Annotated in this window: 16 protein-coding genes and 1 tRNA gene; 6 read left to right on the top strand and 11 right to left on the bottom strand. The window is 46.9% G+C overall.

Annotated features, from left to right (window positions below):
• Nucleotides 1-83: 83 nt before the first annotated feature.
• Nucleotides 84-215: an entericidin A/B family lipoprotein gene (locus BMX14_RS01520; protein WP_092671719.1), complete on the bottom strand. Its 132-nt coding sequence runs from the start codon at nt 213-215 to the stop codon at nt 84-86.
• 46 nt (nt 216-261) lie between these two features.
• Nucleotides 262-828: an elongation factor P gene (gene efp, locus BMX14_RS01515; RefSeq protein ID WP_092671716.1), complete on the bottom strand. Its 567-nt coding sequence runs from the start codon at nt 826-828 to the stop codon at nt 262-264.
• Nucleotides 829-867: 39 nt separating this feature from the next.
• Here efp and epmB point away from each other — a divergent pair, with 39 nt between their 5' ends.
• Both epmB and BMX14_RS01505 read left to right on the top strand, forming a co-directional pair.
• Complete coding sequence (gene epmB / locus BMX14_RS01510; RefSeq protein WP_092671713.1) at nt 868-1,896, top strand: EF-P beta-lysylation protein EpmB; 1,029 nt, start codon at nt 868-870, stop codon at nt 1,894-1,896.
• 50 nt (nt 1,897-1,946) lie between these two features.
• Nucleotides 1,947-2,375, top strand: coding sequence for a DUF1090 domain-containing protein (locus BMX14_RS01505; RefSeq protein WP_092671710.1), 429 nt, complete (start codon nt 1,947-1,949; stop codon nt 2,373-2,375).
• A 51-nt stretch (nt 2,376-2,426) separates the two neighbouring features.
• On the opposite strand, the gene BMX14_RS01500 is transcribed toward BMX14_RS01505, so the two are convergent.
• The 4 genes from BMX14_RS01500 to BMX14_RS01485 all read right to left on the bottom strand — a co-directional run bounded on the left by BMX14_RS01500 (nt 2,427) and on the right by BMX14_RS01485 (nt 5,791).
• Nucleotides 2,427-2,780 (bottom strand): DUF4156 domain-containing protein, encoded by a 354-nt coding sequence (locus BMX14_RS01500; RefSeq protein WP_092671707.1) that lies wholly within the window; start codon nt 2,778-2,780, stop codon nt 2,427-2,429.
• Nucleotides 2,781-3,112: 332 nt separating this feature from the next.
• The gene (gene groL, locus BMX14_RS01495; RefSeq protein WP_092671704.1) at nt 3,113-4,759 is read right to left on the bottom strand and encodes a chaperonin GroEL; all 1,647 of its coding nucleotides are present in this window, start codon (nt 4,757-4,759) and stop codon (nt 3,113-3,115) included.
• A gap of 42 nt (nt 4,760-4,801) precedes the next feature.
• Nucleotides 4,802-5,095 (bottom strand): co-chaperone GroES, encoded by a 294-nt coding sequence (locus tag BMX14_RS01490; RefSeq protein ID WP_092671701.1) that lies wholly within the window; start codon nt 5,093-5,095, stop codon nt 4,802-4,804.
• Nucleotides 5,096-5,314: 219 nt separating this feature from the next.
• Nucleotides 5,315-5,791 carry an FxsA family protein gene (locus BMX14_RS01485; protein WP_092671698.1) on the bottom strand — a complete coding sequence of 159 codons (477 nt, stop codon included), beginning with the start codon at nt 5,789-5,791 and terminating at the stop codon, nt 5,315-5,317.
• Between the two features lie 419 nt (nt 5,792-6,210).
• Between BMX14_RS01485 and aspA the strand changes: the two genes are divergently transcribed.
• The 4 genes from aspA to BMX14_RS01465 all read left to right on the top strand — a co-directional run bounded on the left by aspA (nt 6,211) and on the right by BMX14_RS01465 (nt 11,244).
• The gene (aspA, locus tag BMX14_RS01480) at nt 6,211-7,641 is read left to right on the top strand and encodes an aspartate ammonia-lyase (RefSeq protein WP_092671695.1); all 1,431 of its coding nucleotides are present in this window, start codon (nt 6,211-6,213) and stop codon (nt 7,639-7,641) included.
• 112 nt (nt 7,642-7,753) lie between these two features.
• On the top strand, nt 7,754-9,442 hold the full coding sequence (locus BMX14_RS01475; RefSeq protein WP_092671692.1) for a protein-disulfide reductase DsbD: 1,689 nt from the start codon (nt 7,754-7,756) through the stop codon (nt 9,440-9,442).
• 255 nt (nt 9,443-9,697) lie between these two features.
• A complete protein-coding gene (locus tag BMX14_RS01470; protein ID WP_092672437.1) occupies nt 9,698-11,017 on the top strand; it encodes a CitMHS family transporter in 1,320 nt (439 codons plus the stop codon).
• A 151-nt stretch (nt 11,018-11,168) separates the two neighbouring features.
• Nucleotides 11,169-11,244: transfer RNA gene (locus BMX14_RS01465), tRNA-Phe, on the top strand.
• Between the two features lie 221 nt (nt 11,245-11,465).
• On the opposite strand, the gene BMX14_RS01460 is transcribed toward BMX14_RS01465, so the two are convergent.
• From BMX14_RS01460 to BMX14_RS01445, 5 genes are all read right to left on the bottom strand, one after another.
• Complete coding sequence (locus tag BMX14_RS01460; protein WP_092671690.1) at nt 11,466-12,428, bottom strand: tyrosine-type recombinase/integrase; 963 nt, start codon at nt 12,426-12,428, stop codon at nt 11,466-11,468.
• Nucleotides 12,429-12,438: 10 nt separating this feature from the next.
• Nucleotides 12,439-12,723 carry a conjugal transfer nickase/helicase domain-containing protein gene (locus BMX14_RS16750; protein WP_329957784.1) on the bottom strand — a complete coding sequence of 95 codons (285 nt, stop codon included), beginning with the start codon at nt 12,721-12,723 and terminating at the stop codon, nt 12,439-12,441.
• Between the two features lie 12 nt (nt 12,724-12,735).
• Nucleotides 12,736-13,830, bottom strand: coding sequence for a TraI domain-containing protein (locus tag BMX14_RS01455; RefSeq protein ID WP_230527222.1), 1,095 nt, complete (start codon nt 13,828-13,830; stop codon nt 12,736-12,738).
• 95 nt (nt 13,831-13,925) lie between these two features.
• Nucleotides 13,926-14,795, bottom strand: coding sequence for a hypothetical protein (locus tag BMX14_RS01450; RefSeq protein WP_092671687.1), 870 nt, complete (start codon nt 14,793-14,795; stop codon nt 13,926-13,928).
• Between the two features lie 9 nt (nt 14,796-14,804).
• Nucleotides 14,805-15,065 carry a hypothetical protein gene (locus tag BMX14_RS01445; RefSeq protein WP_230527220.1) on the bottom strand — a complete coding sequence of 87 codons (261 nt, stop codon included), beginning with the start codon at nt 15,063-15,065 and terminating at the stop codon, nt 14,805-14,807.
• Nucleotides 15,066-15,415 lie beyond the last annotated feature (350 nt).

The raw sequence follows: 15,415 nt of genomic DNA, 5'->3' as shown, positions 1-15,415 counted from the left end.
CCTTCCAAAAAAAGTCATAGGGGACGATGCGTCCGCATAGTGGGTATGCACTGGCTTAAACGGTGAAAAAGGGTGATAGGCTATCAGCTAGCAACGTGAGAAATGGCGTGACCTAGGCTAGAAACATCCTCGCCCATCCCACGAAATGTATTACAAGCGGTGAGCGACGCGCTAAACAGAAATAAAATAGCCACTGTTATTACTAATGATTTCATCGCGCTTTACCTTTAGAAAAAACGCGCCATCAAGGCGCGCTTACACTTACTTAACGCGCGAAACGTATTCACCAGAACGTGTATCAACACGGATAATTTCACCGATTTGAACAAACAATGGTACTTTTACTACAGCACCGGTTGTTAGTTTAGCCGGTTTACCACCTGTTCCAGCCGTATCGCCTTTTAAACCAGGGTCAGTTTCGACGATTTCAGCTTCAATGAAATTTGGTGGAAGAATGCTAATCGGGTTACCATTCCATAAAGTAACGATACATTCAGCTTGGTCTTGCAACCAGATGTCGTTCTCACCGACAGCTTTAGCGTCTGCCGCTAATTGCTCGAAAGTGTTGTTGTTCATGAAATGCCAGAACTCACCGTCGTTGTAAAGGTAAGTTAAGGTTACATCAACAACATCAGCACCTTCTGCTGAATCGGTTGATTTGAAGGTTTTTTCAATCAGTTTACCGGTTAGCAGGCGACGCATTTTTACGCGCGCGAAAGCTTGGCCTTTACCGGGTTTAACGAACTCACTTGCTTCGATAGCATAAGGTTCGTTGTCGAACATGATTTTAAGACCGTTACGAAAATCGTTGCTAGAATATGTTGCCATGAAGGCCCTCTATAAATAATCACTGGTATGAAGCCAAAAATGGCAAACATTGTAACCCTAAATACCCCTGCGAGAGAAGATTGGTTGCAGCAACTTGCAGACGTTGTAACAGAACCTGCTGAATTACTACAACTTTTAAATCTCGATCACCTACCTGAACTCCAGGCAGGCCATGACGCACGCCGTTTATTTGCACTGCGTGTCCCCCGTGCATTCATTCGTCGAATGGCTCAAGGCGATTCTAACGATCCCCTACTACGCCAAGTCGTCACGCAAGCCAGCGAGTTTACCGTAACGCCTGGCTATTCGACTGATCCACTTGACGAACAAACCGCGGCAGTACCTGGGTTACTCCATAAATACGTCAACCGTGCGCTGTTATTGGTAAAAGGGGGCTGCGCAGTCAATTGTCGATACTGTTTTCGCCGCCATTTCCCGTACCAAGATAACCAAGGTAATAAGCGCAATTGGCAAGTCGCGCTTGATTATATCCGTCAACACCCAGAATTAAACGAAATTATCTTCTCCGGCGGTGATCCCTTAATGGCTAAGGATCATGAGTTGGATTATTTAATCGGTGAACTGGAAGCGATTCCCCATATTCAACGCTTAAGGATCCATTCGCGTTTACCGGTCGTCATCCCCGCGCGGGTCACAGAAACATTATGCCAACGACTTGCGGCCTCTCGCCTACAAGTGATCATGGTCACCCATGTCAATCATGCTCAAGAAATTGATGCCGAGTTCGCCCACGCAATGGCTCGCCTTAAAACCGCGAACGTCACGTTACTGAATCAAAGTGTTTTATTGCGCGATATCAACGACGATGCCACCATTCTTGCTACCCTAAGTAACCGTCTGTTTGATGTCGGAATTATCCCGTACTACCTCCATGTTTTGGATAAAGTGCAGGGGGCCGCACACTTTTATGTCTCCGATGAAGAAGCGCGTATCATTATGCACGGCTTATTGAGTAAAGTGTCTGGCTATCTAGTTCCCCGTCTTGCTCGGGAAATCGGCGGTGAACCGAGTAAAACACCATTAGACTTGCAGCTCCGTCAGGTGTAATGGGAGTGGTAACTACAGCTGACGATTAATCTTTTATGAAAGGAATATCTATGAAAAAGCGATTATCTGTACCGTTACTCTCTCTTGCAGCCCTGCTTGTCACCCAGCAAGCATTTGCTGTACAGACCTGTGCTCAAAAAGAAGCCGCGTTAAACGAACAACTGAGTTACGCACAACAGCATAACAATAGTCATCAAGTGGCAGGCTTGAAAAAGGCCTTAGCGGAAGTCAAAGAGAACTGTACCGCGTCAAGTGTTCGGCGCGATGCAGAACAAGACGTTGAAAAGTTACAGCGTAAATTAGAAGAAAAACAGCAGGATTTGCAGGAGAGTCAACAAGATCTTCAAAAGGCAACCGCGAAGAATAACGCAGAGAAGATGGCAAAATATCGCGCGAAAATCGCTGAGAAACAAGCCGATATTGAGAAAATTACTGCAGAGTTACAACATAAGCAACAAGGCTTACGTACCCTCAACTAGGGCTATCGATAGGCGTATCAACCCAGTTTGATACGCCTATCGATTAAACGATTAAGGGCACTTATAAACTTGGCCAGACATCTTAGTCGCGACCGGTACAAAGCTCGACACTAAGCTAAGCCCTGGAGTGCTTGCGTTATAAATAACGTTACCGCCCATTTCTGCAGCACGATTACGCAAGTTATTCGCCGCGCCACGCAAAGAGTTACCCCCTTCGATTTGCTGGCCAGAGAACCAATTGCTCTGCTCGCCACTCGCCGTACCAATATAATGGCATTCCGTGCCGGGTTGTTGGTCAATGAAGCGCACATTCTGCCCCGCCGCATTCAATTGATTACCGGACGAACTACAGCCAGCGACGACAAGTACTGCAACCAAAACCGGAATGACTGAAAGTAAACGCATTTTATTCCTCGTTATTATACGTAGTAGAGTATTACTTGGTGCCTAGTTAGGCTTTACAACGTCTTGGCTTACTTAAGAGCCGTTAGAATATCGGCAATCATCGTTAAATTCCAGCTATGCCGTGAAAAGTCCCCCATCGTGGATTGCCCGGCAAGAGTGACTTATCGGCTAAAAGATAAGCCTAGTTGAGTTCCGATAAGGTAACAGATTACTCTCCTCGCTTATCCGATAGACATAAAAAACCCTAGCTTTCGCTAGGGTTTCGGCTGGCTAACTCGGCAGCTTACGCTGTCTGGCTAGAGAGGCAATGTTTGCCAGTGACCGGAGTCACCTTACATCATACCGCCCATTCCACCCATGCCGCCCATTCCACCGGCTGCACCTAAGTCAGTTTTGTCATCTTTAGGCAGTTCAGTGATCATGCATTCAGTCGTGATCATCAGACCCGCAACAGAAGAAGCGTATTGCAGTGCAGAACGCGTTACTTTAGTCGGATCCAGAATACCGAAGTCGATCATGTTACCGTATTCTTCCGTTGCAGCGTTATAACCGAAGTTGCCTTCGCCTTGCTTCACTTTATCTGCAATGACAGAGGGCTCTTCACCTGCGTTAGCGACGATTTGACGGAGTGGCGCTTCCATCGCACGCAGTGCAACACGGATACCGACGTTTTGATCTTCGTTATCACCGGTCAGGCCAGTAATTTTCGCGGCAACGCGGACTAATGCAACACCACCGCCTGCCACAACGCCTTCTTCAACAGCGGCACGCGTCGCATGTAAGGCATCTTCTACACGTGCTTTTTTCTCTTTCATTTCAACTTCAGTTGCTGCGCCCACTTTCAGAACGGCTACACCGCCAGCAAGTTTCGCTACACGCTCTTGAAGTTTTTCTTTGTCGTAATCAGAGGTTGCTTCTTCGATTTGTTGACGAATTTGCGTTACACGGCCTTTGATGTTCGCTTCTTCACCAATACCATCGATGATAGTCGTGGTATCTTTGTTAATCACCACACGCTTAGCTTGGCCCAGATCTTCTAAAGCTGTTTTTTCCAGCTCCATACCAATCTCTTCAGAAATCACAGAACCACCGGTTAGGATTGCGATATCTTGTAGCATTGCTTTACGGCGATCACCAAAGCCAGGCGCTTTAACCGCAGCCACTTTCACGATGCCACGCATGGTGTTAACCACTAGGGTCGCTAGTGCTTCGCCTTCAACATCTTCAGCAATAATTAGCAGAGGTTTACCTGCTTTAGCCACGGCTTCGAGTAAAGGTAACAGTTCACGGATGTTAGAGATTTTCTTATCGGCTAACAGGATGAAAGGTTGTTCTAATTCAACTGCGCCGGTTTCTGGTTTGTTGATGAAGTAAGGAGACAGGTAACCACGGTCAAACTGCATACCTTCTACTACGTCTAACTCATCTTGTAGACCCGTACCTTCTTCAACGGTGATAACACCTTCTTTACCCACTTTTTCCATCGCTTGAGCGATCAGGGTACCAACGCTGGTGTCAGAGTTGGCAGAGATGGTGCCGACCTGAGCAACCGCTTTAGAGTCAGAGCAAGGAACGGATAGGGTTTTCAGTTGTTCAACCGCCGCGATAACCGCTTTATCGATACCACGTTTCAGATCCATTGGGTTCATGCCCGCTGCAACCGCTTTAAGACCTTCGTTAACGATAGATTGCGCAAGAACGGTTGCGGTAGTGGTACCGTCACCTGCTGCGTCATTCGCTTTAGAGGCAACTTCTTTCACCATTTGAGCGCCCATGTTTTCGAACTTGTCTTCTAATTCGATTTCGCGCGCAACGGAAACACCATCTTTAGTGATGGTCGGAGAACCAAAGGATTTATCCAGAACAACGTTACGGCCTTTAGGACCTAGAGTCACTTTTACCGCGTCAGCAAGAATGTTTACGCCGCGTAACATTTTAACGCGTGCATCATTACCAAATTTTACGTCTTTAGCAGCCATTTTCTATTCCTTCAATATTTAATAATGAAATATTCCGTGTAATTACGCAGTCACTACGGCGAGAATATCGTTCTCTGAAATGATAAGAACTTCTTCGTTATCAATCTTTTCTGTTTTAGCGCCGTAACCTTCGTTAAAGATCACTACATCACCGACTTTTACGTCCAGTGGTTTTACTTCACCATTTTCAAGAATGCGACCATTGCCCACAGCTAAAACTTCAGCACGGGTTGATTTGCCCGCTGCAGAACCAGTCAATACGATACCGCCTGCTGATTTTGCTTCAACTTCTTTACGCTTAACAATTACACGGTCATGTAATGGACGAATGTTCATTTGATCGTTCTCCTATGAGATAGCTAATCACGCATTATTTTAAATTTGATGCCAAACTGGCTTCGTGACTTTAGAGGTAGGGACGATAGGCTTCACTTTCAAGGGTAGATGAGAAATTTTTTTGAAAAAATTTCCCTATTGAGACCTTTTTAGGCTACTAAGGCGCAGGGGAGTCCAGAGATAACACGCTAGGCTCAGCTAGCGTGATATAAGAGGGAGTTAATCTGTTTTATGAGTTGAGGCGCTGTCATCGCGATGGTCGAGTTGTTTCTCTTCACGACGCTCAAACTCTCCCTCCATGGTGTGACCAGTATCCCTACCCGCCTGGCCTCGGCCTCCCCAAACGGTGATAAAAGGCATCAGCTTATGAGTGAGTCGTTGCTGCACCGGAGGAAGCAGCAATAGCGCCCCTAAGAAATCGGTAAAAAAGCCGGGTAAAATCAATAAAAAACCCGCTAGAAATAGGGATAATCCACGCGTCATTTCAGGGGCTGGATTCTCATTACGGACCAGTTTTTCCTGCATCAGGCGGAAATTTTTGATGCCTTGATTTTTCACCAGAGATAACCCTATAGCTGAAGTGGCTATCACCAGTAATAACGTTAATAGCACACCAAAGAGATGAGCGACTTTAATAAAGAGTGATATCTCGATCCATGCCAAGATAAATAAAGCTATAAATGGTAACCAACGCACGGTGGTCTCCTCAGATTCGTAAAAAGGATCGCTGTTCGACCTATTTGCTAATCATGGGTACGTATTACGCGCAATTCAAGGTAATTCCCCTAGAAAGCAGCATAAAGGGGCGACTTTTTTGTCAATATTTGTCATCTCGAAATCCCTAGCGTCGAATCAATGCCGTAAACAATTCGTTTTTACTATTGTTAAATCCCAGTGCCTGTCCATACACTAAGCACAATGATTCGGTAATCTCGGTTACCGAGGGATTAAATGTAAAAAAAAAGTTACTATATAGTGATCTGTGTGGCTGAATTTTAAATAAAACCGCCTATGATCGCGTCACGGTTTGCTACGCTTCGCGCAGCGCCGGTTAAATCTATACGGCAACATTACCGTCGACATGGAAAACGACGACCTATTATAAGAAGGCTCTCATGACCAAAAATATTCGTATCGAAGAAGACCTCCTCGGCATGCGTGAAGTCCCCGCTGATGCTTACTTTGGAATTCATACGTTACGTGCGATTGAAAATTTTTATATAAGCAGCAGTAAAATCAGCGATATTCCTGAATTTGTTCGCGGCATGGTAATGGTGAAAAAGGCTGCAGCATTGGCCAACCGTGACCTTAAGACGCTGCCACGCAGTATTGCTGAAGCGATCATCAAAGCCTGCGATGAAGTCCTGAATAATGGAACCTGCATCGACCAATTCCCTGTTGATGTCTATCAAGGGGGCGCGGGTACCTCGGTCAATATGAATACCAATGAGGTGCTGGCCAACATCGGGCTGGAGTTGATGGGTTACCAAAAAGGTGAATACCAACACCTTAACCCGAATGACCACGTTAATATGTGTCAGTCGACCAACGATGCCTACCCTACCGGTTTCCGTGTCGCGGTGTATCACTCACTACTTAAACTTATAGAAGCCATCACTCAGCTAAGTGAAGGCTTTGATCGTAAGTCAAAAGAGTTTTCCCATATCTTAAAAATGGGTCGCACCCAGCTACAAGATGCGGTACCGATGACCGTCGGCCAAGAGTTCAAAGCTTTTAGCGTGTTATTGAAAGAAGAAACGAAAAGTATTCTGCACACCGCTCAGCTATTGTTAGAGGTCAACCTGGGTGCAACGGCTATCGGCACGCGCCTCAATACGCCTGAAGGCTATCAAACACTCGCGGTTAACTACCTTGCACAAATCACGCAACTCCCTGTTGTCGCGGCTGAAGACCTTATCGAAGCCACCTCCGATTGTGGCGCTTATGTCATGGTCCACTCTTCGTTAAAACGTCTGGCCGTTAAGCTCTCGAAAATCTGTAACGATTTACGCTTACTTTCTTCCGGTCCTCGCGCAGGGTTAAACGAGATCAATCTGCCGCAATTGCAAGCCGGTTCATCGATCATGCCAGCCAAGGTCAATCCGGTTGTGCCCGAAGTGGTTAACCAAGTGTGCTTCAAGGTGATTGGTAACGACACGACCGTGACCATGGCGGCGGAAGCTGGGCAATTGCAGTTAAATGTGATGGAACCCGTCATCGGCCAAGCCATGTTTGAGTCGATCTCAATCCTCAGCAATGCTTGCTACAACCTGTTGGAGAAATGCGTCAACGGCATTACCGTTAACCAAGCTATTTGTGAGTCTTACGTGTTTAACTCGATCGGTATCGTCACTTATCTAAACCCTTATATTGGTCATCATAATGGCGATATTGTGGGTAAAATCTGTGCTGAAACCGGGAAAAGTGTCCGTGAGGTCGTACTTGAAAGAGAACTGCTCACTGAGTCAGAACTGGACGATATTTTCTCCGTCGAAAACTTGATGCATCCTGCCTATAAAGCGAAATTATTTAACGAAGACTCCTAATCAGTCATCTTCGGCACAGCATTGCTGGCTTTTTCAGCAATGCTGTTTTCATGTTATGCTCTCCCATCTGTTTTTTACACCTCTTTGCCTCTTAACAATAGTGAATGGTTCTATGAGTTCAGGCCTCTTTGTTCGTATATTTTTACTGCTCATAACGTTATTACCTGTTGGTGCGCAAGCCGATCTTTTTGGACAACAAAAAGGGTTTGTTCCCGTCGATCAGGCATTTGGCTTCGATTTTTCTCAGCAGGCCAATACCGTCACACTGCGCTGGCAGGTTAAACAGGGTTACTATCTTTATCGTCAGAAAATAAGTGTAGAGGCGCACGATGCCTCGCTAGGCGCATGGCAGCTCCCACAAGGTAAGCCCCACCGTGATGAGTTTTTTGGTGATAGCGAAATTTATCCGCAAGATATCGTCCTCTCGCTACCGCTTACCGCCACCCAGCATAATCCTACGCTAGTGGTGACCTATCAAGGCTGTGCCGCCGCAGGTTTTTGCTACCCACCGGAAACCAAAACCGTCCCGCTCAATGCAGTGGTCGCTAAGCCGGTCACAGCGCCCTCTTCGCAATCACTCCCCCCCTCATTGCCCTATACGCCACTTTGGGCACTGTTAATCGGTATTGGTGTGGCTTTAACGCCCTGTGTGTTACCGATGTATCCGCTGATCTCAGGAATTATATTGGGTCGTAAACAGCAACTCTCCTTTTCCCGTACCGCATTACTCGCGATTGTATACGTGCAGGGTATGGCGATCACCTACACCATACTGGGAGTTGTCGTCGCCGCAGCAGGGTTAAAATTTCAAGCCGCGTTACAGAACCCGATTTTATTAACGCTCCTATCAGGCCTCTTCATTTTACTGGCCCTATCGATGTTTGGCGCTTTTAGTTTACAACTCCCAGCCTCACTACAGACTCGTTTAGCGCTACTGAGTAATAAACAACGAGGGGGGTCGATAGTCGGCGTACTCTGTATGGGTATTCTAGCCGGACTGATTTGTTCCCCCTGCACTACCGCCCCACTGAGCGCCATTTTATTGTATATCGCGCAGAGTGGGCAGGTGTTGCAAGGGGCGGGAACGCTCTATCTCTATGCCTTAGGGATGGGATTACCCCTGATTCTGGTCACGCTGTTTGGTAATAAACTTCTTCCCCGCAGCGGGCCATGGATGCAAACCGTTAAAGAAGGTTTTGGTTTTGTGATCCTTGCCCTGCCCGTTTTTCTGCTCGAACGAGTGCTAGGAGAGGTCTGGGGAGAACGTCTCTGGGCTTTGCTGGCTGTCTCACTAGCAGGTTGGGCGTTTATTTTATCTGTAAAAAGTACTAAGACCTGGGGGCGTTGGCTGGCATTGGTCTGGTTAGTGCTGGCAGTGATCGCCGCGCGTCCTCTTCAAGAGGCCCTGTTCACTTTTACCGTGACAGCGACGGTTAAGCCTTCTGCTCAACAGTTCACCCCTATTGCAAATCGACAGGAGCTGGAGCAAAAACTGAATAAACCTCATCAATCAGTCACCATGCTCGACCTGTATGCCGATTGGTGCGTGGCCTGTAAGGAGTTTGAGAAATATACCTTCTCTGATCCCAAGGTCCAGCAAGCGATGAGTGGCATGCAACGCTTGCAAGCCAATGTGACAAAGAATCAGCCGCAAGATGTTGAACTGTTATCTTCACTGAAGGTGCTGGGGCTACCAACTTTACTGTTCTTCGATGCACAAGGCCAAGAAATTCCTCACTCTCGCATTACCGGCTTTCTGCCGCCAGAAGCGTTTATTAAGCGACTGCCCACTGCAAAGTAATTCGACAGGGGAAGCACGACGCTTCCCCTTATCTCGCCATCGGGTTAAACAGAGATCTTGCTCAAAAAAATAACAAATACCCCCTCCCGGTTGTTAACAGATGGTTACTAGAATCCATCCATCCTGATACATTCGTATCAACTAATGCTTCCCAACTCAGCATGATGTTAGCGCATCCGTTATTCTAACGTGATGATAAATAACTATAAAAATGTAGGAGGAACGACCTCCTACCCCAAAATGGAAGGTGTTGATATGTTAACAATACTGGGATTCAGCATGGTGATTTGCTTTATGTATCTCATCATGACCAAGAGAATGTCAGCCCTCATCGCACTTATCCTTATTCCTATTCTGTTTGCTCTACTCGGCGGTTTTTATCAAGGCTTAGGAGAGATGATGCTTAAAGGGGTGAAAACCCTCGCGCCAACCGGTGTAATGTTAACGTTTTCGATACTCTATTTTGGCATCATGATCGACGCTGGGCTTTTCGATCCCCTGGTCAAATTTATTCTTCGCATCGTCAAGGGCGACCCCGTTAAAGTGTTAGCCGGAACGGCCATCCTGACGTTACTTGTTTCACTGGATGGTGATAGCTCCACCACTTACATGATCGCTATTGCTGCGTTCTTACCCTTATATCGTAAGCTCGGCCTGAATATTTTAATGATGACCTGCGTGGTCAACCTTGCCAGCGGTATTATGAATCTCTCCCCTTGGGGCGGCCCCACCGCTCGTGCAGCGGCGGCCCTCGATATCGATGCCTTAGATATTTTCGTTCCGATGTTACCGGCTATCTTTTTAGGCTGCGTGAGCTTAGTTGCGCTCGCGACGTGGTTTGGTATCCAAGAGCATCGTCGCCTAGGTCGACAAGAAGTAGGTGCCTTGCACGATATCCAACTCAATCTCGGCGGCGGTACCTTCGAGGAATGTGAGAAAAATAAACGCCCAAAAATGTTTTGGCCCAATTTACTCCTGACCACCGCACTATTGGTACTGCTCGTTGTCGGCATTGTGCCAATTCAAATTCTATTTATGGTCAGTTTCGCCCTAGCAGTCATGTTGAATTATCCTAAGCTTACTGAACAGAAAGACCGCATTGCCTCACACGCGGCAAATGTTTTGGCTGTTACCTCGCTGATTTTTGCAGCCGGGGTCTTCACCGGGATCCTGTCCGGTACAGGAATGGTCGATGCGATGGCGAAATCGGTCCTCTCTATTATTCCTCCCGCTTTTGGCCCTTACTTGCCAGTGTTTACTGCCATTATCAGTATGCCTTTTACCTTCTTTATGTCGAATGATGCCTTCTATTTCGGGATTCTGCCGGTTATTGCGCAAACTGCTGCGGGTTATGGTATCTCCGCCGAAGAGATCGCTCGCGCCTCTATTATTGGTCAGCCTTTTCACCTCATTAGCCCCTTAGTCCCTTCGTTATACCTGCTCACTGGACTGGCGAAAGTAGATGTCGGAGAGCATCAGAAATTTGCCATTAAGTGGGGAATTTTTATTAGCTTGATGCTGATGGTGGGTGGCCTATTGTTTGGCGCCTTCCCGCTTTACCATAGCGGAAACTAATCACTAAAAAGGGTTTCCAACCGAAGGGAACCCTCTCAATGTCGATTTATTCCGCAGGTTGCCTAAAAACAGTGCAAACAGCCAAGATCTTGGTAATTTTCATTAAAAGATATTGACGCGAATGCCGGATTACGGTTTAATGCGCCCCGTTGCCCGAATAGCTCAGTCGGTAGAGCAGGGGATTGAAAATCCCCGTGTCCTTGGTTCGATTCCGAGTTCGGGCACCACTATTCAAAGCCGGTTGGTCAGATTTGCAAGATGCAATCCTGACGGACACGAAGACGAGCCAGTAAAAACACGACGTAGCGCTGTTACTTGTTGTTGAAGAAAGGCTCTTGAAGAACAGACTTGTTACAGCAAGTCTGTTTTTTCGCGTCTGATATTTGCAAGAAATCTTTTCAATGTCAAATAATGTTAGTATTTGACACCATTCCTAAGGCTTTCCTCATTACATCAATTCAGTTTCCAGTATATCCCGCAGGCTATCAACACTTTCATCAATGTATTCCAGCGTCGATGTAATGCTGACATGACCCAGAAGTTTCTTCACCGCGTACAAATTGCGTTCTGGTGATTTCATCATGTGTGTTGCCACCGTATGGCGGAACCGGTGAGGGGTAACCGTAAACTTACACTCCCGTGATAAGCGCCGGAAGAACGCTCGTAATGGATACTCGTTCATCACCTCTGGATACTTACTCTTCCTCACCAGATCGAACCAGCCCACATTGAATATCTGATCACCCAACTCCATCCCAGCCTCACCGCCTTTTCTCACTAGTTCCTCCAGCGATGGATACAATGACGAGACAATTGGAACCCGATGCTCGCGATGATTTTTAGCTCCCTCGAGATTCAGGTCAATCCATCGCTCCTCAAGATTGATATCGCTTAGCCGGATATGCAGAAGCTGATTTTGTCGAATGGCGGTATAACGAAACACATCCATCACGGTTAACCAGAACCATGCCGGTAGTAGCGCATTTCTACGACCGTTGAACATACTGCTGTTCCCCCTCCCTGTCTCAGCGTCCAGATGTTGCTCCATCAGCCGGTACATCGCGTCCATTTGCGTCTGTGTCAGCGTTTTCTTCTTTTTCGTTCCAGGGCGAACAACCGCGCCATTGAAAGGATTTTCAGCCTGCGGCAACAGCCCCTGCTTAATGCCGAAATTAAATAGCGCCCTCATATGGGCAACTTTGTTATTCCACGTCCTGGTAGCACAGTTCTTATCATTCAGCACTGAATGGCACCACTTCAGTACCATCAGGTGATCGATCTTAGTCGGATTAAACGATGTAAATCCTTCGAATGAGCGAACTACTTTCTGGTAGCTCCACTCCGTCGCCGGCCGTAACGATTTGCTGTAAAAATACTGCTCAGTAAGAAGCCCAAAGGAAAAGTCATCCATAATAATATCCTTATAAAACAATTAGTAGCGGGTTATCTCCAGGGTTGTTATTACCCGGAAAAATTTTACTGGCAAGTACCAGATAGCCACTCAGTTTCTCAAAGCGTCCTTCCCGTTGCTCATTCTGGTACAACTGACAGGTATACATCGTACCATTGTCCTGCCGATGATGGCCCAGTCGCTCAAATGCTTTCTGAAGCCGGGCCTTATCTTTTCCCGGCGCATTCGTCTCTGTCAGATACTGGTGAAAAATCCCCGGCGCACGCAGAAATACGTAACCAGCGACCAGGTGAATCCGCCCATCAGGTTAGTTCGTTGTCAGGCTACCAGAACTACATCCCGCAACCAGCCATTGCCAGAATGCCTCTCCAGGATCGTTCGACTCGCCAGATGGCGTGGTTTCTCCGGTTTCTACTGCATCTGCGCTGGCGAATCCCATCATTGCCAGCAATGTATCAGTATCATCCTGCTCTTCCTGCTCATCCGGGAATATCAAGTCTGTATTCAAAATAGGATCAGGTTCCGCTGCCGGAAGGATTTCCTCTTCGGAATACGATGCAACCAGTTCCGACACATCATCAACGAATCCGGAAAGCAACGCGTCCCCCAGCAATGGTTCAGCCTGAGCTGAAATGCTCATCGACGGAACAGCAGGTGGCTCACCTTCTGGTGCGCCAGCAGTAAGGCGAATAGCTTCTGATACAATGGCATTGATCACACCCGACTGCGCCCGGAAGCCAGTCAGGTACGTTGACAGAGTCTTGATGGCTTCCGGCCAGCTGCTCAACCAGTTAATCGCTTCTAGAGGGATAATCTTCCACGCAAGCATTGCGCCAAAACTTTGCAACCGTTCCGGCGACTGTTCCGGCGTAAAACGAAAACGATAAGGCTCCTGAGGTGCGTCCAGCAGGGGAAACCAGCGTTTACCGTTTTCCAGCTCGACGTGAAGATGGCAAAGATATTCAAGCGAAGGTAGCATAGCCGTATACACAACAACCGCATTCCAGGCCGCGCTTTGCGCGGCCTGTTCTTCAGGCGGTGCGCCAACCGGCAACATGTAGCTTTTCGACAACCGCGCCGCATAGGATACCGTTTCCAGCATATAGTCAGCCATCCCTCCGGGATGGGCATATGGCCCACTTTCCGTAAGAGGAAACTGCTGCATCAGCATCACACAATGCTCCAGCGGAGCAAGGTAATAGTGGCGATACATGTCTTTCGGCAGGGACGAATAATCCCAGAGCGATTGCAGCCACTGCTGACGGCGGGTTGTCGCCAGCAGTTCACTGGCGGTCATGGGTAGAAAATAGCCCGGGAGCAAAGAGGGTTTTATCGACTCAACGATCGGGAGAGCATCCGGGCGTGAACGCCCCAGACGGAGAAAAGATTTCAGATTCAACATAGCGGAAGCCTGTTAAGTGGAAATTCCGCTACGTTAAACGCTGATTCTTATTGGGCAATCAACAACTCACAATTCGATATCGAACTTTTAGCCTGTCAGGCCAGTACGCTTCTGGCAAGCTCAACAAAGTTCATTCTCCTGCTAGCCTCATTTTTACTGTTTATCAGTTTCAGGAAATAGTCGTGCTCAAAAATAATTTCCCTTTTGCATACCGTTTCCTGTTTTGAGTTTGCAATATTGAACTCAATACTTTCAGACAACGTATGTTGATTAACATGGCGACGATGTCTGATGAAACTAAAACTCAAATCGCAGAATTTTGTATCGTCCTTAATATCAATTTTCCCATTGGTATTACAGGTTAAATCTGGTCGTCTGGTTAAGAGATCTTCGGTGAGTTTTTTATCGAAAAATGTTCGACCTCTCACCCGCTTAGCTTGCATCATGTATGCAAATACCCAAGGTATATTCTGCCGTGTTGCTCCCCTGTAGCGCCAGCCTTCAGCCGCGCGGTATTCTTCAAGCATCTGTTTCGCCAGAGCAAATGAAATCCTCATTCCAGTTGTCTTTTCTAACAGGTAAATAACCCGGTCAAATTGCTCAATTAAGATTTGTTTTATCAATACAGCAAGCTCACTACCCGCCGCTCGCCGATCATCTTTCGTTAGATGCTTATTCTTGCTTGCATAGGGGCACCACTCATATTCTTCCTTATCAGTACGACCTTTCAACGGTACAGACACGGCACCGGCAGTCGGGAAGAAGTGCTTCCCATACGGCGCATCACGCTCAAGCATTCCTATAATCTGGATCGGGTTATCACAAGCCGGGCAAACCGCAAACCATCCTTGGTGACCATTAATTGGCTGATACCAGGGAGCCTGCTTTTTCGTAACCTGATCAAAGTTATCTTGGGTAATCTTGTGAAACTGCTGTGTATCAACGGAAATTTTGAATACATCCATTGTTATGCCTCATGGCGGGTATCCCAACGCAGTATGGTTAGCGATAAAACACCACCAGTCCGCGTCAATTTCAGGTACATGGCCGTGTTCCTCTGCCACTTTCAGACACGAGAGTATCATTTCAAGGGAAATGGCGAAATGTTCATGACCATTATCAAGCACAAAAACTGCACTGCTGTCACAGCAGTCAACATCAATATGAGTACGCGTTACACTAGGAATATTCTCTTTCATCAGTAAGACCTTTTTATTCGATAAAAACGAAAACATATCCCGATGAACCAAACTAACAATCGAAAAGTCTATTCTCAGAATTGAAAATTACCCCGCAAGGCATTCAGGTGAAATCCTTCTGGGCACTGAGCATGTAAGTGCAAGTCCAAACTAATCATTGCCCGCTCAGGTTCATATCCTGTACGATAATTTTAAAAACTCTTGTCTTATCAATAGGGATTGTTAACTTAGGATGTGGAATGATGAAAGAGAAAAAGGCATCCCCTAGCAGTAATGAGAATGAATTCAACATAACGCTGCCTTCTTCAGTTATGGAAGAGTTCAAATGCCAAGGATCATTGTTTGCCGGTACCGCTGCTGCCAGTAAGGCTATCGAGGCGCTGACG

The organism is Rosenbergiella nectarea (assembly GCF_900111105.1).
Classification (GTDB): domain Bacteria; phylum Pseudomonadota; class Gammaproteobacteria; order Enterobacterales; family Enterobacteriaceae; genus Rosenbergiella; species Rosenbergiella nectarea.
Note: the sequence above shows the minus strand (reverse complement) of the source record. Positions and strands in the feature narration are given on the sequence as shown.

Coding starts and splice junctions, on each gene's coding strand:
- BMX14_RS01520 (WP_092671719.1), bottom strand. CDS start 215: ATGAAATCATTAGTAATAACAGTGGCTATTTTATTTCTGTTTAGCGCG.
- efp (WP_092671716.1), bottom strand. CDS start 828: ATGGCAACATATTCTAGCAACGATTTTCGTAACGGTCTTAAAATCATG.
- epmB (WP_092671713.1), top strand. CDS start 868: ATGGCAAACATTGTAACCCTAAATACCCCTGCGAGAGAAGATTGGTTG.
- BMX14_RS01505 (WP_092671710.1), top strand. CDS start 1,947: ATGAAAAAGCGATTATCTGTACCGTTACTCTCTCTTGCAGCCCTGCTT.
- BMX14_RS01500 (WP_092671707.1), bottom strand. CDS start 2,780: ATGCGTTTACTTTCAGTCATTCCGGTTTTGGTTGCAGTACTTGTCGTC.
- groL (WP_092671704.1), bottom strand. CDS start 4,759: ATGGCTGCTAAAGACGTAAAATTTGGTAATGATGCACGCGTTAAAATG.
- BMX14_RS01490 (WP_092671701.1), bottom strand. CDS start 5,095: ATGAACATTCGTCCATTACATGACCGTGTAATTGTTAAGCGTAAAGAA.
- aspA (WP_092671695.1), top strand. CDS start 6,211: ATGACCAAAAATATTCGTATCGAAGAAGACCTCCTCGGCATGCGTGAA.
- BMX14_RS01475 (WP_092671692.1), top strand. CDS start 7,754: ATGAGTTCAGGCCTCTTTGTTCGTATATTTTTACTGCTCATAACGTTA.
- BMX14_RS01470 (WP_092672437.1), top strand. CDS start 9,698: ATGTTAACAATACTGGGATTCAGCATGGTGATTTGCTTTATGTATCTC.
- BMX14_RS01460 (WP_092671690.1), bottom strand. CDS start 12,428: ATGGATGACTTTTCCTTTGGGCTTCTTACTGAGCAGTATTTTTACAGC.
- BMX14_RS01455 (WP_230527222.1), bottom strand. CDS start 13,830: ATGTTGAATCTGAAATCTTTTCTCCGTCTGGGGCGTTCACGCCCGGAT.
- BMX14_RS01450 (WP_092671687.1), bottom strand. CDS start 14,795: ATGGATGTATTCAAAATTTCCGTTGATACACAGCAGTTTCACAAGATT.
- BMX14_RS01445 (WP_230527220.1), bottom strand. CDS start 15,065: ATGTTTTCGTTTTTATCGAATAAAAAGGTCTTACTGATGAAAGAGAAT.